The sequence below is a fragment of the Plasticicumulans lactativorans genome (genome assembly GCF_004341245.1).
Taxonomy (GTDB): domain Bacteria; phylum Pseudomonadota; class Gammaproteobacteria; order Competibacterales; family Competibacteraceae; genus Plasticicumulans_A; species Plasticicumulans_A lactativorans.
This window is the reverse complement of the sequence record NZ_SLWY01000003.1, coordinates 143,433-161,038: the sequence shown is the minus strand read 5'-3', so window position 1 is coordinate 161,038 and position 17,606 is coordinate 143,433. Positions and strand designations below refer to the sequence as shown.

Genomic DNA, 17,606 nt, shown 5'->3' with positions numbered 1-17,606 from the left:
CCCGCCGGCGTCAGCGCGCGTCCCAGTGGCGGCGCGCGGCCTCGCGCCACGCGAGCGGCGTGAGCGCGGCGGGCGTCGCCGGCACGTCGAACAGGATCGCGCCGTCGCGCGCGGTGTCGAGCAGGCGCGCGCCGCCCGCGCCGTAGGCCGCGACGGTGGCCGGGCGCGGGTAGTCGTAGCGGTTGGCGTAGCCGGTCGACAGCAGCACGAAGCGCGGCGCCACCGCGCGCAGCAGGGCATCGTCGCGCGGCGTGCGGGTGCCGCGGTGCGGCGCCACCAGGATCTCGGCACGGATCGCCGCGCCGCGCGCGGCGAGCGCGGCCTCGGCGGCGGCGTCGATGTCGCCGGGCAACAGCAGCGCGCCGCCCGGCCCGGCCACGCGCAGCACGCACGACGCCGGCCCGTCGACCGCGTGGCCACCGGGCGGCGGGTGCAGTACCTCGAAGTGCACGCCGTCCCAGTCCCAGGCCAGGCCCTGCGCGCAGTCGGCGGCATCGCTCACGCCGAACACCGCGGGCGCCGGCGCCAGCACCCGCGCCACCGGCAGGTGGCTGCGCAGCGTGCGCGCGCCGCCGCTGTGGCCGCCGCTGCGGTGGCTCAGCAGCAGCGTGTCGACGCGGCGCACGCCCACCGCCTGCAGGTAGGGCAGCAGCACCAGCCGCCCGGCGTCGCTCGCGCCGAGCCGCGGGCCGGTGTCGACCACCAGCGTGTGCCGCGCGGTGCGCACCACGGCGGCGAGACCGTCGCCGACGTCGAGCAGCGCGAAGGCGTAGCCGCCGGGCGCCGGGCGCGGGTAGGGATAGGCGAACAGCGGCAGGCACAGCAGCGCACCGAGCCAGCGCGCCGGCCAGCCCGGCGGGGCGAGCAGCCAGGCGGCACCGGGCAGCGCGAGCGCGAGCGTCCACGCCGGCGGCGTCGGCAGCACCAGCGCCGACCAGCCGGGGCGCGCGAGCGCGTCGAGCAGGTGCATGAGCGCCTCGACCGCCGCCGCCGCGCCCGCCAGCAGCACGCCGGCGAGGCTGTCGGCGACCAGCGAGGCGAGCGTGCCGGCGAGCGCGAGCGGCACCACGGCGACGTCGACCCACGGGATCGCGATCAGGTTGGCGAACGGCGACAGCAGCGGCAGGCGCCCGAACAGCACCAGCGTCACCGGCAGCAGGCCGAGGGTGATCGCCCACTGCAGCCGCCACGCGGTGCCGAAGGCGCCGCGCCCGTCACGCTGCCCGCTCACCAGGTGGATGATCACCGCGACCGCGCCGAACGACAGCCAGAACCCCGCCGACAGCGGCGCGAGCGGGTCGCCGAGCAGCACCGCGAGCAGGGCGAGCGCGAGCGTGCGCCCCGACCAGAGCTCGCGCTGCCACCACACCGCGAGCATCGCCACCGCCACCATCAGCGCCGCACGCTGCACCGGCAGGCCGCCGCCGGCGAGCAGCGCGTAGCCGCACGCGGCGAGCAGCGCGGCGAGCGCCGCCGCGCGCAGCGCCGGCAGCAGGCGCAGCGCGCCCGGCAGCAGCGGCCAGAGGTAGCGCACCAGCGCGAACACCAGCGCGGCGATCAGCGCCACCTGCTGGCCGGAGATCGCCATCAGGTGCCCGGTGCCGGTGCGGAAGAAGGTGTCCCACTGCGCCGGGGTGATGCCCGACTCGTCGCCGATGGTGAGCGCGAGGATCACCCCGGCGGCCGGAGAATCGGGCAGCAGGCGGTGCACGTTGTCGGCGAGGCGCGCGCGCAGCCGCGTCAGCGGGTAGCGCTCGGCGGCGGCCAGGCGCTGCGGCGCGGGTTCGGCACGCACGCTGCCGCGGGCGTGGATGCCGTCGGCGTAGAGCTTGCGCGCGTAGTCGAAGGCGCCGGGGTCGCTGAAGCCGTGCGGCCGCGCCAGGCGCACGCCGAAGGCCCAGCGTTCGCCGACCGCCGGCAGCGGCGCCGGCGGCTCGTACCAGGCGAGCTGCACGCGGCCGCGGAACGGCACGACGGCGTCGCCGTGGGCGAGGCGCGCCACCTCGACGACCAGGCGGGTCGCGCGCGCGGAAGGCTCGGGCAGTTCGGCGATCCAGCCTTCGAGCGCGAGCGGCTCGCCGACCAGCGCTTCGGGCAGTTGCTCGTGCGCCGCGCCCGGCACGCGCGCGAGCGCCCACAGGAAGCCGCAGAGGAACACCGCCGCCGCCCGCAGCGGACGCGGCAGGCGCGGCAGCAGCGCGAGCGGCAGCGCGGCGGCGAGCGCCCAGGCGAGGCGCGCGTCGGGCAGCTCGGGCAGGCCGTGCAGGGCGAGGACGCCGAGCAGGAACAGGATCGCCGCGCTACGCATCCGTTCTCCCGGCCGCGCCGCTGGCGGGCCGCGCCGCCGCCGCTCAGGCGATGCGCGTCAGGCGGCCGCCATCGAGGCGCCAGGTCTCGTCCATGCGCGCGGCGAGCCGCTCGTCGTGGGTGACGATGACGAAGCTCGTGGCGAGCGCGCGGTTGAGTTCGAGCATCAGCTCGAACACCGCCTCGGCGCTGTTGCGGTCGAGGTTGCCGGTGGGCTCGTCGGCGAGCACGCAGGCCGGGTCGGTGATCAGCGCCCGGGCCACCGCGGCGCGCTGGCGCTCGCCGCCGGACAGCTCGCCCGGCTTGTGGCGCACGCGCTCGGCGAGGCCGACGCGGCCGAGCAGCGCGCGCGCCTTGTCGGCGGCGGGCGCGGGCTTCACGCCGCGGATCAGCAGCGGCATGGCGACGTTCTCGAGCGCGGTGAACTCGGGCAGCAGGTGGTGGAACTGGTAGATGAAGCCGAGGCGGTGGTTGCGCAGGCGCCCGCGCGCGGCGTCGGACAGCGCGCTGAGGCAGTCCGCGCCGAGCCAGACCTCGCCGCGGGTGGGCAGGTCGAGCCCGCCGAGCAGGTGCAGCAGGGTGCTCTTGCCGGAGCCCGAGGCGCCGACGATCGCCACCCGCGCACCGCGCGCGACGCTGAAGTCGAGCCCGCTGAAGATCTCCAGCTCGCCCGCGCCCTCGCGAAACACCTTGGTGAGGCCCGCGCAGCGCAGGGCCGCAACGTTCGCGTCATTCATAGCGCAGGGCCTCCGCGGGCTGGGTGCGAGCGGCGCGCCAGGCCGGGTAGAGCGTGGCGAGCACCGCGAGCGTGAAGGCGATCACGCCGACGGTGACGACGTCGCCGGGGATCACCTGCGACGGCAGGTCGGTGATCGGGTAGACCTCGGGCGACAGGAACTTGAAGCCGAGCAGCCCTTCGAGCCAGCCGACCGCCTCCTTGACGTTGAGCGCGAGCGCCACGCCGCCGGCGACGCCGAGCGCGGTGCCGATGAAGCCGATCGTGGTGCCCTGGACCACGAACACCGCCATCACCCCGGCGGGCGACAACCCCAGCGTACGCAGGATGGCGATGTCGGCCTGCTTGTCGGTGACCACCATCACCAGCGTCGACACCAGGTTGAAGGCGGCCACGGCGACGATCAGCATCAGGATCACCGTCATCGCGGTCTTCTCGATCGCCACGGCGCGGAAGAAGTTGGCGTGCTCCTGGGTCCAGTCGCGCACCCAGTAGGCGCCGGGCAGCGCGTTGGCGATCTCGCGCGCGGTCAGCGGTGCGCGGAACAGGTCCTTGAGCTTCAGCCGCAGGCCGCTGACGCTGCCCTCCATCTGGTACAGGCGCGCGGCATCGTCGATGTGCACCAGCGCGAGGTTGCGGTCGTACTCCCACAGCCCGGAGTCGAAGATGCCGACCACCTCGAAGCGCTTGAGCCGCGGCACCACGCCGGCCGGCGTCACGCTCGCCTGCGGCGCGACCACGGTGACCTTGTCGCCGAGGGTCACGCCGACGAAGGCGGCGAGCTGCTTGCCGAGCACGATGCCGAAGCTGCCCGGCGCAAGCGCGTTCCAGTCGCCGACGACGAGCTTGCCCATCACCTCCGACACGCCGCCCTCCTCGTCGGGCAGGATGCCCTGCACCAGCGCGCCACTGACCGTCGGCCCGTTGGTGAGCATCGCCTCGCCGCGGATGAACGGCGCGGTGGCGAGCACCTCGGGGTGGCGCTGCGCCACCTCGCGGGCCTGGCGCCAGTCGTCGAGGCGCCCGTCGACGCCGCTGATGGTGGCGTGCGCGGTCATGCTGAGGATGCGTTCGCGCACTTCCTTCTGGAAGCCGTTCATCACCGACAGCACGGTGATCAGCGCCGTGATGCCGAGCGCGATGCCGAGCATCGAACTGGCCGAGATGAAGGAGATGAAGTGATTGCGACGCTTGGCCCGCGTGTAACGCAGACCGATGAACAGGGCCAGGGGCTGGAACATGCGGGGTATCCGATGGGGGGCGCGGGCTGTGCTGCCGCGCGGGTGCGGATTATACCGGCTCGGCGGGCAGGCTGGCGGCGAGCGCGGTGAGCGCCGCGAGCGGGTCCGCCGCCGCGGTGACGGGGCGGCCGATCACCAGGTAGTCCGAGCCCGCGGCGAGCGCGTCGGCCGGGGTCACCACGCGGCGCTGATCGAAGGTGTCGGCGCCGGCGGGGCGGATGCCCGGCGTCACCAGGCGGAAGCCGGCGCCATGCGCGACGCGCAGTGCCGACGCCTCGCGCGCCGAGCACACCACGCCGTCGATGCCGTGCGCGGCGGCGAGCGCCGCCAGCCGGGCGACCTGCTGCGCCGGCTCGACGTCGAGCCCGATCTCGGCGAGGTCGGCGCGCTCCTGGCTCGTCAGCACCGTCACCGCGATCAGCAGCGGGCGTCGCGATGCCGCGTCGACCGCGGCCCGGGCCGCGTCGAGCATCCGGCTGCCGCCGCTCGCATGCACGTTCAGCATCCACACGCCGAGTTCGGCCGCGGCCCGGCAGGCGGCGGCGCAGGTGTTGGGGATGTCGTGGAACTTGAGGTCGAGGAAGACTTCGAAGCCGCGCGCCTGCAGGCGCTCCAGCAGCGCCGGGCCGGCCGCCGTGAACAGCTCCTTGCCGACCTTGAGGCGGCAGTGGCGCGGGTCGAGCCGCGCGGCGAGCGCCAGCGCGGGCGCCGCCGCGGGGAAGTCGAGGGCGATGATGAGGCGGGGTCCGAGGCTCAAGGTCAGGGTCTCTCCGGAGGGGGCTCAGGCGCGGCGCAGGCGGTCGGGCACTGGCTTGACGGTGCTCCAGGCCTTGCAGCCGGGGCACTGCCAGTGCAGCGCCTTGCCGACGAAACCACAGTTGTCGCAGCGGTAGCGCGGGCCGCGTTCGAGCAGGTCGCGGCCGATGCGGTAGAGCAGTTCGAGGTCGCCGATGCGCACCGGTTCCGCGGCGCCGAGCTTGAGGTCGATCAGGTAGCGCAGGCCGTCCATCGACGGGTGCACGCGGATCTCGGCTTCGAGGAAGGCGAGCGCGGCCGTCGGCCCTTCGAGCCGGCGCAGGGCCTCGGCGAGGGCGGCGGACACCGCGCCGGAGTGGTCGCCGGCGGCGATCTCGCGCAGCCACGCGAGCCAGTCGGCCTCGCACCCGAGCGCCAGGTAGCAGGCCTTCAGCGGTTCCAGCACCTCGGGCAGGTAGGCCGGCGCCTGGCGCACCGCCCGCCGGTAATGCTCGGCGGCCGCGGCGTAGTCGCCCTGCGCGCTCGCCAGCCGCGCCTGACGCATCGGCGCGCGCGCGCCGTGGCTGTCGAGCGCCAGCGCCTGTTCGAGCCAGCGGTGGGCGAGCTCGGTGTCGCCCGCGGCGATGGCCTCCTCGGCGAGCTCGCAGCAGTAGTGCGCGGCGGCGGTGCGCTTCGACAGCCCGGTGGCCTGCTCGACCAGCCGGCAGTGGTCGATCGCCTTGCGCCAGTCCTTCTCCTGCTCGTAGATCGACAGCAGGCGCGCCAGCGCGTGGGCGCGGTACTCGGGCTGCGCGACCACGTCCAGGAACAGTTCCTCGGCGCGGTCGAACAGGCCGGCCCGCAGGTAGTCCTCGGCCAGCTCGAACTGCGCCCGCGCGTGCAGCGTCGGGGTCAGGTCGTTGCGTGCGAGCAGTTCGCCGTGGAGCTGGATCGCGCGGTCGACTTCGCCGCGCCGGCGGAACAGGTTACCGAGGGTGAGCTGCGCCTCGACGGTGTCCGGCTCGGACGCGACGATGCGCCCGAACACCTCGATGGCCCGGTCGGGCTTCTCGTCGAGCAGGTAGTTGAGACCGCGGAAATACTCGGCACGCCGGTCATAGCCGGGACTGCGCCTGGCGGCGTCGCGCTGCGCCGCCCACCAGCCGGAGGCCGCGGCTACCGGCAGCAGCAGCCAGAGCAGTTCAAACATGCGGTGCAGGAAAACGGGCCGTCAGGCCCGGGGGGCGTCATTCTTGCGCAGGCGCTCGATCTCGTATTCACGTGCCGCCACGTCGCGACGCAGCCCGGCCGCCCGCAGCCGCAGCGGCAGCACCACCGTGGCGCCGACCAGCAGCGTCAGCAGGACGCCGACCGTGAAGGCGCAGACCACCACCAGCGACAGCGGCAGCGACAGCGTGCCGATGAAGTAGTTGACCGTCACCGGCGCCGAGTTGACGGTCGCGAATTCGATGCCGATCACCAGCACCACCAGGAACACCAGGATTCCGACGATCCGCACGATGCGGCTCCACATAATCGCTCCTCCGAAGTCTGGGCACAGCGGCCACCGCAGCGGCGGCGGGGAATCGGTCGCCGGCGGACCGTGGCGCGGTCGCGGTACTCACGAATCGGCGACACCTTCGGTCGCCGCGGGGGTTCGTTCAGGCCGGTTCGACTTCCCGGCTGGTCATATCGGCAGTGAGGCCGTTGACCCGCTCGCGCAGTTCCTTGCCCGGCTTGAAGTGCGGCACGAACTTGCCCGGCAGGGTCACCGCGTCACCGGTCTTGGGGTTGCGCCCGACGCGCGGCGGGCGGAAATGCAGCGAGAAGCTGCCGAAGCCACGGATCTCGATCCTTTCGCCTTGCGACAGCGACTGGCTCATGTGCTCGATCATCGCCTTGACGGCGGTCTCGACATCCTTGTAGCTCAGCTGGCTCTGCTTGCGGGCAAGCACTTCGATCAGTTCCGACTTGGTCATACGTCAGCGAAAACCGTTGGATCAGGCAGTTGAGCGTCCGCCGCGGACGGCGTGGCGGCCCCCTAGGGGGCCGCCGGCGCCATCATGCTCCGCCGGCGGACGCAGGGCGTGGCGGCGAGGGGACTCAGTCCTCGCGCCCCATCTGCTCCTTCAGCAGGTCACCGAGGGTCGCGCCGATGGTCGACTTGCGGCTGTAATCCTGCAGGACCTCGGCTTCCTCGGCGTACTCCTTGGCCTTGACCGACAGCGTGACGGTGCGGTTCTTGCGGTCGACGCCGATGAACTTGGCCTCGATCTCCTCGCCTTCCCTCAGCACCGTGCGGGCGTCGTCGACGCGGTCGCGCGACAGCTCGGACGCACGCAGCGTGCCCTCGACACCACCGCCGAGATCGATCGTCGCGCCGCGGGCATCGACCGAGGCCACGCGCCCCTTGACGATGCTGCCCTTCGGATGATCGGCGACGAAGTTCGAGAACGGATCCTTCTCGAGCTGCTTGATGCCGAGCGAGATGCGCTCGCGCTCGGGATCCACCGCCAGCACCACCGCCTCGACTTCCTGGCCCTTCTTGAAGTCGCGCACGGCTTCCTCGCCGGGGAGGTTCCAGGAAATGTCGGACAGGTGCACCAGACCGTCGATGCCGCCGTCGAGACCGATGAAGATGCCGAAGTCGGTGATCGACTTGATCTTGCCGACGACGCGGTCGTTCTTGTTGTGGGTCGCGGAGAACTCGTCCCACGGATTCGCCTGGCACTGCTTCATGCCGAGCGAGATGCGGCGGCGGTCCTCGTCGATGTCGAGCACCATCACCTCGACCTCGTCGCCGAGGCTGACGACCTTGCCCGGGTTGACGTTCTTGTTGGTCCAGTCCATCTCGGAGACGTGCACCAGACCCTCGACGCCCTCCTCGATCTCGACGAAGCAGCCGTAGTCGGCGATGTTCGTGACCTTGCCGAACAGGCGGGTGCCGACCGGATAGCGCCGCGCCAGCGCGACCCACGGATCGTCGCCGAGCTGCTTCAGGCCGAGGCTGACGCGGTTGCGGTCGCGGTCGAACTTGAGCACCTTGACGTCGATCTCGTCGCCGACGTTGACCACTTCGGACGGGTGCTTGACGCGCTTCCACGCCATGTCGGTGATGTGCAGCAGGCCGTCGATCCCGCCGAGGTCGAGGAACGCGCCGTAGTCGGTGAGGTTCTTGACCACGCCCTTGACGATCTGGCCTTCCTGCAGGCTGCCGAGCAGTTGCTCGCGCTCGGCGCTGTACTCCTGCTCGACCACCGCGCGACGCGATACGACGACGTTGTTGCGACGGCGGTCGAGCTTGATGACCTTGAACTCGAGTTCCTTGCCCTCGAGGTAGGCGGCGTCGCGCACCGGGCGCACGTCGACCAGCGAACCCGGCAGGAACGCCCGGATCTCGCCGATGTCGACCGTGAAGCCGCCCTTGACCTTGCCGCTGATGAGCCCCTTGACGATCTCCTCGCCTTCGAAGGCCTTCTCCAGCACGGTCCAGATGCGGGCGCGCTTGGCCTTCTCGCGGGACAGGCGGGTCTCGCCGAAACCGTCCTCGACGGCGTCGAGCGCGACCTCGACGTCATCGCCGATCTTGACTTCGAGAACCCCGTCGTCGTTGAGGAACTGCTCGAGCGGGATCAGCCCTTCGGACTTCAGGCCCGCGTTGACCACGACCGAATCGCCGCGGATGTCCACGACCCTGCCGGTGATGATCGCCCCCGGCTGCATCTGGTTGTTGGTCAGGCTTTGTTCGAACAGTTCGGCGAAGCTTTCGGTCATGTGATTGCTCGGAAAAAGGAAAGCCGCTCCACGTCGCCGTGGGCGGATTACGTTGCGTTGTCGGCGCGGCCCCATGCCGCGCCCCCGTACTGCCAATGGTGAGGTCTAGACGCTCAAGCGTTCCCTTACCAGTCCCAGTACTCGGTGGAAGACCGCCTCGATGTCGAGCGCGTCGGTATCGATCACGATGGCGTCGCCCGCCGGCCGCAGCGGCGAGGCCGTACGACCGGCGTCGCGCGCGTCGCGCTCGGCGATCTCCCGTTCGAGCGCGGCGAGGGTAGCACCGACACCTTTTTCGCTCAACTGCTTATGTCGTCGCCGCGCGCGCTCGGCGGGGCTCGCGACGAGGTAGATCTTGAGCGGCGCGTCGGGAAACACGGTGGTTCCCATGTCGCGGCCGTCGGCGATCAGGCCCGGGGGACGGCGGAAATCGCGCTGCCGCTGCAGCAGCGCGGCGCGTACCTGCGGTACCGCGGCGACGATCGAGGCGGCGTTGCCGGTGGTCTCGGCGCGCAGTTCGCGGGTCACGTCGGTGCCGGCGAGCCGGATCACGAGATCGTCGGCCCCCGGCGCGAAGCTCGCATCGAGCACCGCGGCGATGGCCGCGAGGCCCGCGGCATCGCCGAGATCGACCCCGCCCCGCAGCGCCGCCAGCGCCGTCAGCCGGTACAGCGATCCGGAGTCCAGCAGGTGAAAGTCGAGGTGCTCGGCGAGCCGCCGGCACAACGTGCCCTTGCCCACGCCGCTCGGGCCGTCGACTGCGATGACCGGAACGGTTCCTGACGCCTGTGCCACCATGCGGATGTCCTGAGGGTTCACGCGCGTGGATCGTGGCCGCAGCCGGCCACGGTCAATCGAACGCTGACGGGGCGCGGGCGACGAGCGCCCGCAACGTGGGTATGTACGGTGATGCGCAGCCGCGGCAACGGACGCCGCGGCCGGTGTGCTCAGGCGCTTTCGGCGCGGATCGCCAGGCCGGCGCCGCGCGCGAGTTCGACGAAGCCGGGGAACGAGGTCGCGACGAAGCCGGCATCGTGGATGCGGATCTCGCCGCCGGCACGCAGCGCCGCCATGGCGAAACTCATCGCGATGCGGTGGTCGTGGTGCGTGGCGATGTCGACGTCACCACCGAGGCGCCCGCCGCGGATCACGATGCCGTCGGCGGTGGGGCGCGCGTCGATGCCGAGCGGCACCAGCCCGTCGGCCATCACCTGGATGCGGTCGCTTTCCTTCGCGCGCAGCTCCTCGGCTCCGGTCAGCACCGTTTCGCCCTCGGCACAGGCCGCGGCGACGAACAGCACCGGGAATTCGTCGATCGCGAGCGGCACCAGCTCTTCCGGGATGCGGATCCCCTGCAGCGGCGCCGCACGCACGCGCAGGTCGGCCACCGGCTCGCCGCCGACGACGCGCTCGTCCAGCAGCGTGATGTCGGCGCCCATCAGCCGCAGGATGTCGATCACCCCGGTGCGCGTCGGATTGATGCCGACGTGCTCGATGATCAGATCGGAACCCGGCGCAATGCTCGCCCCCACCATGAAGAAAGCCGACGACGAGATGTCGGCCGGCACGTCGATGCGCGTCGCCGTGAGTGCGTGCCCCCCCTCCACCGCGAAGGTACGCGCGCCCTCGCGCCGCAGCGGGTAACCGAAGCCCTCCAGCATGCGCTCGGTGTGATCCCGCGTCGGCGCCGGCTCGGTCACACGCGTCGTGCCCTCAGCGTACAGTCCGGCCAGCAGCAGACAGCTCTTGACCTGGGCGCTCGCCATCGGCAGCGCGTAGTCGATGCCGTGCAGCCGGCGTCCGCCGCGGATGTGCAGCGGCGCGGTACCGGCGGGCGTGGCCACGATTTCGGCGCCCATCAGCGCCAGCGGCGCGGTCACGCGCTTCATCGGCCGCTTCGATAGCGAGGCATCGCCAACGAGCACCGAATCGAAGGCCTGGCCGGCGAGGATGCCGCTCATCAGGCGCATCGAGGTGCCCGAGTTGCCCATGTCGAGCGGCCCTACCGGGGCCGCAAGGCCGTGCAGGCCGACGCCGTGGATCGTCACGCGCCCGTCGTCCGGCCCCTCGATGCGCACGCCCATCGCGCGGAAGGCGTTGAGGGTGGCGAGGCAGTCCTCGCCCTCGAGAAAACCCGTCACTTCGGTCACGCCGCTGGCGAGGGAGCCGAACATGATCGACCGGTGCGAGATCGACTTGTCGCCCGGCACACGGATGCGCCCGGTCAACGCGCCACCGGGGCTGAGGACGAAACGTGTCTCGGACATGGGGGATCTCCGCAGGCGCAAGGGCGCTGCACGTTACACCGCGCCCGTAGCGCCGCCAAGCCGCGGCACCTGCCGGCCCGCCGCCGCCGTACCCTGGCACGCCCCCGATGCCGGCTGCCGGCCGCGGACCCCGACGGGTACCATGGCCCACCCCACCTTTCGAGGAACCGCGCCATGTTCACCGGCATCGTCCAGGCCACCGTTCGCGTCGCCGCCGTCGAGCGCGAGCCGCAGCTCAGCACGCTGATCCTGGCCCTGCCCGCCGCCCTGCGGGCCGGCCTTGCCGTCGGCGCGAGCGTCGCGGTGAACGGCACCTGCCTCACCGTGACCGTGCTGGACGGCGAGCACGTGCATTTCGACGTGATGATGGAGACCCTGCGCGTCACCAACCTCGGCGCGCTCGACCCCGGCGACGCCGTCAACGTCGAACGCGCGGCCCGTTACGGCGACGAGATCGGCGGACATCCGCTGTCGGGCCACGTCCACGGGCAGGCGGAGGTGGTCGCGGTCGACACCCCCGAGAACAACCGGGTGCTGACGCTGCGCCCGCCCGCGGAACTGCTGAAGTACATCCTGCCCAAGGGTTACGTGGCGCTGAACGGCTGCAGCCTGACCGTCGGCGAGGTCGGCGACGGCACCTTCACCGTCTACCTGATCCCCGAGACGCTGCGCGTGACCATCTTCGGCCATCTCGGTGCCGGTGCGCGGGTCAACCTCGAGATCGACGGCCAGACCCAGGCAATCGTCGACACCGTGGAGCGCGTGCTCGCGGCCCGCGCCGGCGCCTGAGCGGCACCGACGCCGCTCAGGCGCCGGCCTCCCCCTTCGGCCGGTGCGGGCATTCGGCATTCAGGCAGTCGCCATAAAGAATCAAGGAGTGCTCCACCAGCGCGAAACCGGCCGCCTGGACGATTTCGCGCTGTCGCGCTTCGATGGTCTGATCGACGAACTCCGCGATCCGCCCGCACTGCAGGCACACGATGTGATCGTGGTGCTCGCCCTGGTTCATCTCGAAGACGGACTGGCCGCCCTCGAAATGGTGGCGCTTGACCAGACCCGCGGCCTCGAACTGGGTCAACACACGGTAGACGGTCGCCAGACCGACCTCTTCGCCGCTCGCCAGCAGGCTGCGATAGATGTCTTCCGCACTCAGGTGGCGATCGGCGTGATCCTGCAGGATCGCCAGGATCTTCATGCGCGGAAGCGTGACCTTGAGGCCCGCCTGCTTCAGTTCTTTCGAACCCACTATGGACTCCATCCCGGCGCTGCCTAGCGTGGCGGGATTACGTTAAGATGCGGTCAGTCTATCAACGACGGCTCCCCGTTCACATGCATCGAATTCTCGCCTGCGCCCTGGTCGGCGCCTCGCTGACACTCGGCGCCGGCTGCAGCAGCACGATCGAGCACCTGCCCGTCTACAAGATCAAGGTCCGGCAGGGCAACTACCTCGACGCCTCGGCGGTTTCCGCCGTGCACCCGGGAATGAGCCGGCGCGAGGTGCAGACGCTGCTCGGCACGCCCCTGATCGTCGACCCCCTGCACCAGGGGCGCTGGGACTACGTCTACCTGTACCGGCCCGGCACCTACGACAGCGGCGAAGCCGAGGAGCGACGGCTGACCGTGTTCTTCGATCGCGACGTCGTCGCGCGCGTCGAAACCGGCTCCTGAGCAGCGCTTTCGTCGCGCGCGACGGCCCGCTCAAACCTCGGCAGGAGGTTCCGCCCCTCCCCCCTTACGCACCCGCTTGCCCTCGGCAGCGCGCTGCTTGCGTACCGCCTTGGGGTCGGCGAGCAACGATCGGTAAATCTCCACCCGGTCGCCTGCGCGCAGGGGGGTATCGCGCGCGCATACCTTGCCGAACACCCCGACGTCGAACGTCTGCCCCGCGAGTTCCGGAAAGCGCCGTTCGAGCCTGGCAGCGTCGACGGCATCTCCGACCGTCGCCCCCGCCAGCAATTCGAGCCGCACGATCACCTGCACCTCGGGGCGTGCGTAGACGACTTCGACCGGGAGGACATCAGCGCCGGCCATAGAGTTCGGCCGCCCGCTTGACGAAGGCATCCACCAGCGAATTCGCGATGGTGCTGAAGATCGAGCCGATCGCCGCACGCAGCAGCGCGTTGGCGAACTCGAACTCCATGTCGAGCGAGACCTTGCACGCCTGGTCACCCAGCGCCTCGAAGCGCCAGAACCCCTCCAGTCGCTCGAAGGGGCCATCGATCAGACGCATCTCCATCATCTTGTTGTTCTGCAAACGGTTGCAGGTCGAGAACGTCTTATTCACCGGTCCCTTGGCCATTTCGATGCTCGCCCGCACCTCATCCGGATTGCGCGACAGCACCCGTGTCGATCGGCACCAAGGCAGGAAGCGGGGATAGGCCTCGATGTCCGCGACCAGCGCATACATCTCCGCGGCCGAATATGGCACCAGCGCACTCTTGCGAACTGTGGGCACGCGCCTCATCTCCATGATCGGGTGGGGCCGATCAGCATACGCACTCGATGTCCGGCAGCCTGGGCACCGGGACCGCGCATTCTCGACCAATTCAGCCACCTGCTCAATCGAAGTGCCGTGCAGCCGGCAGGGCTCTCCTCTACAATCGACCGCCATGAGCAAGAAACCCGCCAACGCGCCTGCCAGCATTGCCGGCAACAAGAAGGCCTTTCACGACTACTTCATCGAGGAGCGGCTCGAGGCCGGGCTGTCGCTCGAAGGCTGGGAGGTGAAGGCCCTGCGCGACGGTCGTGCCCAGTTGAAGGAAGCGTACGTGTTGCTCAAGGATGGCGAGGCCTGGCTGTTCGGTTGCCATATCACGCCCCTGCTTTCGGCATCCACGCACGTGCGCCCGGACCCGACCCGCACGCGCAAGTTGCTGCTGCATCGCGAACAGATCGCGAAACTCGTGGTGGCCGTCGACCGCAAGGGCTACACCCTGATGCCGCTCAACCTCTACTGGAAGCGCGGCCGCGCCAAGCTTGAGATCGGGCTGGCCAAGGGCAAGAAGGACTATGACAAGCGCGCCGTTGACAAGGAGCGGGACTGGGAACGCGACAAGGCACGCTTGATGCGTCATTAGCGCCAGCGCTTCCCCAGACTGGCATGTTGGGTGCTTATCATGTATTCTTTGCAACGTAGGGGCCGACTTGGTTTCGACGTGGGTTACAAAACCTGAGGTGCATGCCGAGGATGTCGCTAGCCTCGTAAAAAATGCGGCAAGCCAATAGTTGCCAACGACGACAACTACGCTCTGGCCGCTTAACCCGGCCAGCCTCTGGCCCGGAACGTGTTCGTGAAGTCCGGGGTTCGCAAGAACATCCAGGGGTCGACCTAGCACGAAATCGCGCTAACGCCTGCCCTAGGCCGCAGCGTTAAATCCCCAAGGGACCGCCGCTCAATACCCTGCCCGTCGGGTTGCGATCGGTTAAATCAAAGACGAGGCTAAGCATGTAGTACCAAGGGCGGCGGACTTGCGGACGCGGGTTCGATTCCCGCCGGCTCCACCAATTACTGATCCGAAGTCGTCCGAAGAAGGCCGTAAGCACTGGTAAACCCAAGGCTTACGGCCTTTTTCACGTCCGCAGTGTTCCAGTGACAACCGCTGACAGCCGGGGGCAACTGGGGGCAACATGGGGGGCAACTCGGTTGCCCCCGCGAGGTGTTGCCCCCAAATGCCCCTGACCGACACCGCGATCCGCAACGCCAAACCCGCCGCCAAACCCGTACGCCTGGCCGATGAGGGCGGGCTGTACCTGGAAGTCGCCCCCAGCGGGGGCAAGTGGTGGCGCTTCAAGTACCGCGTCGACGGCAAGGAGAAGCGGCTATCGCTCGGCGTGTATCCCGCCGTCAGCCTGAAGATGGCCCGCGAGCGCCGAGACAAAGCGCGCACCCTGCTGGCGGATGGCATCGATCCGGGCGCGCAGCGCAAGGCGCAGAAGCTCGCCGGTGCCGAGCGCGCTGCGAACAGCTTCGAGGTGGTCGCCCGCGAGTGGTACGCCAAGCACTCCCCCACCTGGGCGCCCGGGCATGGCGAGAAGATCATCCGCCGGCTGGAGCGCGACGTGTTCCCGTGGCTCGGCGCCCGCCCGGTCGCCGACCTGAAAGCGCCCGAGCTGCTGGCCGTACTGCGTCGCATCGAGGCCCGCGGCGCCATCGAGACGGCCCACCGCGCGCGCCAGAACTGCGGGCAGGTGCTGCGCTACGCCATCGCCACGGGGCGCGCCGAGCGCGACCCCTGCGCCGATCTGCGCGGCGCCCTGGCCCCGGTCAAGGGCACCCACTTCGCCGCCGTCACCGACCCCGCCGGCGTGGCGGCCCTGCTGCGCGCGATCGATGCCTATGCGGGTGCCTTCGTCACCCGCTGCGCCCTGCGGCTGGCCCCGCTGCTGTTCGTACGCCCGGGCGAGCTGCGCAAGGCCGAGTGGTCCGAATTCGATCTGGAGGCCGCGCAGTGGAGCATCCCCGCCGCGCGCATGAAGATGCGCACCGCGCACCTTGTGCCGTTGAGCACGCAGGCGCTCGCGATCCTGCACGAGCTGCACGCGCTCAGCGGTCGCGGTCGCTACGTGTTCCCCGGCGCCCGCAGCGCCGCCCGCCCGATGAGCGACAACGCGATCCTCGCCGCGCTGCGGCGCATGGGCTACGGCAAGGACGAGATGAGCGGGCACGGCTTCCGGGCGATGGCGCGGACGATCCTCGATGAAGTGCTCGGCGTGCGCCCCGACTTCATCGAGCACCAGCTTGCGCACGAGGTGCGCGACCCCAACGGGCGCGCCTACAACCGCACGGCGCACCTGCCCGAGCGGCGGCGGATGATGCAGCAATGGGCGGACTACCTCGATGCGCTCAAGGCCAACAACGTGGTGCCGATGAGGCGCACGGGCTGAGCTGACCGGGTGCCGGATCACCCCCTTCGCGTGCTTCTCGAAAGCCTGTTTTGTGATCACTGTTTTCCCATCCATTCGCGCCATTCGCGCCGTTCGCGTCATCGGCGCCAGCCTCACAGAGTGGCGTGACTGGTGGCGCGACTGTCGCCGGCGGCGTTTCGACGGCTGTCTGGGCGTGTTCTGCGCTGGCAACGCGCCGGCTTGTGATCACAAATCGTGCGCCCTGCCGCACCGGCTGCCCGGCGCGACGCCGTGCCGGCAATTCCGGGAATTCCCGGAATTGAACCCATCAGTCACTTACGCGCTACCATCCCGCCAGCAGCGCTAGGGCGACGGCCTGAACGCCGGACCACTCCACCGGCCCGCGCTGCGTTCCCTTCTGGAGTCCGCCCGAGGAGTCGGCGCGATGGTTCACGCGGTCCTGCGTGCGCGGGCGCGCGCGCTGCCCGAGCGCATCCCGTTGCTTGAACTGCTGGGCTTGTTTGCCCCGGCAGGCGGCGCCGAGGCAGAGGTTTGGCGGGATTTCTTCAGACGAGCGATCGAAGGCGGCCGCCTTGTGGCCGAGCCTGAAGCGCGCGTGATCCCGGCGCGGCGTGTGCGCGTCGGGCGACGGGTCAGAAGCTACGGCCCTTTGAGTGATCGCCCGCCCGACCCATCGCATCGCGACATCCCCGAGCGTACCGAGACGATCGCGGTCTACTCGCGCGCGGCCGTGCGCGCTTGCCTGCAGGCGGAGGGCATCGGCCCGAGCGACTGCCCGCTGGCGTGGGTATGGCTGGAACCGGCCGCGCCAGCGCAGCCCGACCGCCTGCCGCCGACTGCCCCGCGCACCCGCCGGGATCGACTGAGCGAGGCCATCGAAGAGGCGCTGGACGAGCGGCGGCGGTGGCTCGGCCGAGAACCGACCGACCCGGAGCTTTACGAACGGCTGCGACCAGGCTGTGACGCCTCGGGCGCCGTCGTCGATGAAGACGACAGCGGGCTGATCTGGACCGACAGCCAAGGCAAGTCACACACCACCAGTCACGCGTTGCTTGCCAAGCGCTTCAAGCGAGCGCGTGACCGCTAGAAGCCGCTATTGCTTCTATTGCTTCTATTCACCCGGCCGGACACGGCCCCGCCATCGTCGGCCCGTCGTTCACCAACGCCGGAGCCGTCCCATGCCTTCCCCCGACACCCTGCCCCACCCCGGCGCCGCCGAGCGCCTGATCCGCCTGCGCGAGGTTCTGGCCCGCACGGGCCGCAGCCGCAGTGCGTGGTACGCCGACATGGCGGCCGGGCGTGCGCCTGCCGCGGTGCGCATCGGCGAGCGCTCCGTCGCCTGGCGCGAGCGCGAGATCGACGCCTGGATCGCCGCCCGTCCGGCGGCGCGTTCCGCTGCGTGAGGGCCGCGCCATGCCGACCCACACCGCCCGTGACCTGGCGCGAGAGCGCCACCACCAAGCCCGCCGCCGCGGGCTTGCCTATCAAGTCGCCGCCGTCGATTGGAATAATCGACTGGACCCGCCCGCGCCGGCCGTGGACCCTGCCGCGCAGGTGCTGAACACACCTCAACGAGCGGAACCCCACGACCGAGATCGTGGTTTTTTTGTGCCCGGCGCGAGCCGTGGCACGGCCCAGCGTGACCGAATCGCCTTCGGATCAAGCCGGGTGTCGGCCGTC

The 17,606-nt window shown here is 70.6% G+C and carries 19 protein-coding genes and 1 other RNA gene; 7 read left to right on the top strand and 13 right to left on the bottom strand.

All coding sequences use genetic code 11. The features are described 5' to 3' along the window. Positions 1-10: 10 nt before the first annotated feature. The 10 genes from EV699_RS03135 to aroA all read right to left on the bottom strand — a co-directional run bounded on the left by EV699_RS03135 (position 11) and on the right by aroA (position 11,060). Complete coding sequence (locus EV699_RS03135; RefSeq protein ID WP_132538858.1) at positions 11-2,308, bottom strand: DNA internalization-related competence protein ComEC/Rec2; 2,298 nt, start codon at positions 2,306-2,308, stop codon at positions 11-13. 43 nt (positions 2,309-2,351) lie between these two features. Next, positions 2,352-3,044: a lipoprotein-releasing ABC transporter ATP-binding protein LolD gene (gene lolD, locus EV699_RS03130; protein ID WP_132538856.1), complete on the bottom strand. Its 693-nt coding sequence runs from the start codon at positions 3,042-3,044 to the stop codon at positions 2,352-2,354. Further along, positions 3,037-4,284: a lipoprotein-releasing ABC transporter permease subunit gene (locus EV699_RS03125; protein WP_132538854.1), complete on the bottom strand. Its 1,248-nt coding sequence runs from the start codon at positions 4,282-4,284 to the stop codon at positions 3,037-3,039. The genes lolD and EV699_RS03125 overlap by 8 nt, the downstream gene beginning before the upstream one ends. Before the next feature lie 49 nt (positions 4,285-4,333). Beyond that, complete coding sequence (gene pyrF / locus EV699_RS03120; protein WP_424450016.1) at positions 4,334-5,041, bottom strand: orotidine-5'-phosphate decarboxylase; 708 nt, start codon at positions 5,039-5,041, stop codon at positions 4,334-4,336. Positions 5,042-5,065: 24 nt separating this feature from the next. Continuing rightward, positions 5,066-6,229 (bottom strand): lipopolysaccharide assembly protein LapB, encoded by a 1,164-nt coding sequence (gene lapB / locus EV699_RS03115; RefSeq protein ID WP_132538850.1) that lies wholly within the window; start codon positions 6,227-6,229, stop codon positions 5,066-5,068. A gap of 21 nt (positions 6,230-6,250) precedes the next feature. Beyond that, positions 6,251-6,553 carry a LapA family protein gene (locus EV699_RS03110; protein ID WP_132538848.1) on the bottom strand — a complete coding sequence of 101 codons (303 nt, stop codon included), beginning with the start codon at positions 6,551-6,553 and terminating at the stop codon, positions 6,251-6,253. A 127-nt stretch (positions 6,554-6,680) separates the two neighbouring features. Then, positions 6,681-6,998, bottom strand: a complete 318-nt coding sequence (locus EV699_RS03105; RefSeq protein WP_132538846.1) for an integration host factor subunit beta — start codon at positions 6,996-6,998, stop codon at positions 6,681-6,683. A 124-nt stretch (positions 6,999-7,122) separates the two neighbouring features. Next, positions 7,123-8,793, bottom strand: a complete 1,671-nt coding sequence (rpsA, locus tag EV699_RS03100; RefSeq protein ID WP_132538844.1) for a 30S ribosomal protein S1 — start codon at positions 8,791-8,793, stop codon at positions 7,123-7,125. A 105-nt stretch (positions 8,794-8,898) separates the two neighbouring features. Next, positions 8,899-9,612 (bottom strand): (d)CMP kinase, encoded by a 714-nt coding sequence (gene cmk, locus EV699_RS03095; RefSeq protein WP_424450015.1) that lies wholly within the window; start codon positions 9,610-9,612, stop codon positions 8,899-8,901. Between the two features lie 128 nt (positions 9,613-9,740). Next, a complete protein-coding gene (gene aroA / locus EV699_RS03090; RefSeq protein ID WP_132538840.1) occupies positions 9,741-11,060 on the bottom strand; it encodes a 3-phosphoshikimate 1-carboxyvinyltransferase in 1,320 nt (439 codons plus the stop codon). A gap of 174 nt (positions 11,061-11,234) precedes the next feature. Here aroA and EV699_RS03085 point away from each other — a divergent pair, with 174 nt between their 5' ends. Then, positions 11,235-11,849 carry a riboflavin synthase subunit alpha gene (locus EV699_RS03085; protein WP_132538838.1) on the top strand — a complete coding sequence of 205 codons (615 nt, stop codon included), beginning with the start codon at positions 11,235-11,237 and terminating at the stop codon, positions 11,847-11,849. A gap of 16 nt (positions 11,850-11,865) precedes the next feature. On the opposite strand, the gene fur is transcribed toward EV699_RS03085, so the two are convergent. Next, entirely contained in the window at positions 11,866-12,318 is a 453-nt protein-coding gene (gene fur, locus EV699_RS03080) for a ferric iron uptake transcriptional regulator (protein ID WP_424450014.1), read from the bottom strand. Between the two features lie 71 nt (positions 12,319-12,389). Here fur and EV699_RS03075 point away from each other — a divergent pair, with 71 nt between their 5' ends. Beyond that, the gene (locus EV699_RS03075; RefSeq protein WP_132538834.1) at positions 12,390-12,728 is read left to right on the top strand and encodes an outer membrane protein assembly factor BamE; all 339 of its coding nucleotides are present in this window, start codon (positions 12,390-12,392) and stop codon (positions 12,726-12,728) included. A 30-nt stretch (positions 12,729-12,758) separates the two neighbouring features. Here EV699_RS03075 and EV699_RS03070 read toward each other — a convergent pair whose 3' ends face one another. Then, positions 12,759-13,091, bottom strand: a complete 333-nt coding sequence (locus tag EV699_RS03070) for an RnfH family protein (RefSeq protein WP_132538832.1) — start codon at positions 13,089-13,091, stop codon at positions 12,759-12,761. Continuing rightward, complete coding sequence (locus tag EV699_RS03065; protein ID WP_424450013.1) at positions 13,078-13,524, bottom strand: type II toxin-antitoxin system RatA family toxin; 447 nt, start codon at positions 13,522-13,524, stop codon at positions 13,078-13,080. The genes EV699_RS03070 and EV699_RS03065 overlap by 14 nt, the downstream gene beginning before the upstream one ends. A 145-nt stretch (positions 13,525-13,669) precedes the next feature. Between EV699_RS03065 and smpB the strand changes: the two genes are divergently transcribed. The 5 genes from smpB (at position 13,670) to EV699_RS03040 (ending at position 17,329) form a co-directional block, all read left to right on the top strand. Continuing rightward, positions 13,670-14,137 (top strand): SsrA-binding protein SmpB, encoded by a 468-nt coding sequence (smpB, locus tag EV699_RS03060; protein ID WP_132538828.1) that lies wholly within the window; start codon positions 13,670-13,672, stop codon positions 14,135-14,137. A gap of 58 nt (positions 14,138-14,195) precedes the next feature. Beyond that, positions 14,196-14,564, top strand: a transfer-messenger RNA (tmRNA) gene (gene ssrA / locus EV699_RS03055). Between the two features lie 165 nt (positions 14,565-14,729). Continuing rightward, positions 14,730-15,944: a tyrosine-type recombinase/integrase gene (locus EV699_RS03050; protein WP_132538826.1), complete on the top strand. Its 1,215-nt coding sequence runs from the start codon at positions 14,730-14,732 to the stop codon at positions 15,942-15,944. Between the two features lie 406 nt (positions 15,945-16,350). Next, the gene (locus EV699_RS03045; RefSeq protein WP_132538824.1) at positions 16,351-17,013 is read left to right on the top strand and encodes a hypothetical protein; all 663 of its coding nucleotides are present in this window, start codon (positions 16,351-16,353) and stop codon (positions 17,011-17,013) included. Positions 17,014-17,104: 91 nt separating this feature from the next. After that, complete coding sequence (locus EV699_RS03040; RefSeq protein ID WP_132538822.1) at positions 17,105-17,329, top strand: helix-turn-helix transcriptional regulator; 225 nt, start codon at positions 17,105-17,107, stop codon at positions 17,327-17,329. Positions 17,330-17,606 lie beyond the last annotated feature (277 nt).

What these genes read in the sequence shown, in the direction of transcription:
- EV699_RS03135 (WP_132538858.1), bottom strand. Translation starts at nt 2,308, where the DNA reads ATGCGTAGCGCGGCGATCCTGTTCCTGCTCGGCGTCCTCGCCCTGCAC.
- lolD (WP_132538856.1), bottom strand. Translation starts at nt 3,044, where the DNA reads ATGAATGACGCGAACGTTGCGGCCCTGCGCTGCGCGGGCCTCACCAAG.
- EV699_RS03125 (WP_132538854.1), bottom strand. Translation starts at nt 4,284, where the DNA reads ATGTTCCAGCCCCTGGCCCTGTTCATCGGTCTGCGTTACACGCGGGCC.
- lapB (WP_132538850.1), bottom strand. Translation starts at nt 6,229, where the DNA reads ATGTTTGAACTGCTCTGGCTGCTGCTGCCGGTAGCCGCGGCCTCCGGC.
- EV699_RS03110 (WP_132538848.1), bottom strand. Translation starts at nt 6,553, where the DNA reads ATGTGGAGCCGCATCGTGCGGATCGTCGGAATCCTGGTGTTCCTGGTG.
- EV699_RS03105 (WP_132538846.1), bottom strand. Translation starts at nt 6,998, where the DNA reads ATGACCAAGTCGGAACTGATCGAAGTGCTTGCCCGCAAGCAGAGCCAG.
- rpsA (WP_132538844.1), bottom strand. Translation starts at nt 8,793, where the DNA reads ATGACCGAAAGCTTCGCCGAACTGTTCGAACAAAGCCTGACCAACAAC.
- aroA (WP_132538840.1), bottom strand. Translation starts at nt 11,060, where the DNA reads ATGTCCGAGACACGTTTCGTCCTCAGCCCCGGTGGCGCGTTGACCGGG.
- EV699_RS03085 (WP_132538838.1), top strand. Translation starts at nt 11,235, where the DNA reads ATGTTCACCGGCATCGTCCAGGCCACCGTTCGCGTCGCCGCCGTCGAG.
- fur (WP_424450014.1), bottom strand. Translation starts at nt 12,318, where the DNA reads ATGGAGTCCATAGTGGGTTCGAAAGAACTGAAGCAGGCGGGCCTCAAG.
- EV699_RS03075 (WP_132538834.1), top strand. Translation starts at nt 12,390, where the DNA reads ATGCATCGAATTCTCGCCTGCGCCCTGGTCGGCGCCTCGCTGACACTC.
- EV699_RS03070 (WP_132538832.1), bottom strand. Translation starts at nt 13,091, where the DNA reads ATGGCCGGCGCTGATGTCCTCCCGGTCGAAGTCGTCTACGCACGCCCC.
- EV699_RS03065 (WP_424450013.1), bottom strand. Translation starts at nt 13,524, where the DNA reads ATGAGGCGCGTGCCCACAGTTCGCAAGAGTGCGCTGGTGCCATATTCG.
- smpB (WP_132538828.1), top strand. Translation starts at nt 13,670, where the DNA reads ATGAGCAAGAAACCCGCCAACGCGCCTGCCAGCATTGCCGGCAACAAG.
- EV699_RS03050 (WP_132538826.1), top strand. Translation starts at nt 14,730, where the DNA reads ATGCCCCTGACCGACACCGCGATCCGCAACGCCAAACCCGCCGCCAAA.
- EV699_RS03045 (WP_132538824.1), top strand. Translation starts at nt 16,351, where the DNA reads ATGGTTCACGCGGTCCTGCGTGCGCGGGCGCGCGCGCTGCCCGAGCGC.
- EV699_RS03040 (WP_132538822.1), top strand. Translation starts at nt 17,105, where the DNA reads ATGCCTTCCCCCGACACCCTGCCCCACCCCGGCGCCGCCGAGCGCCTG.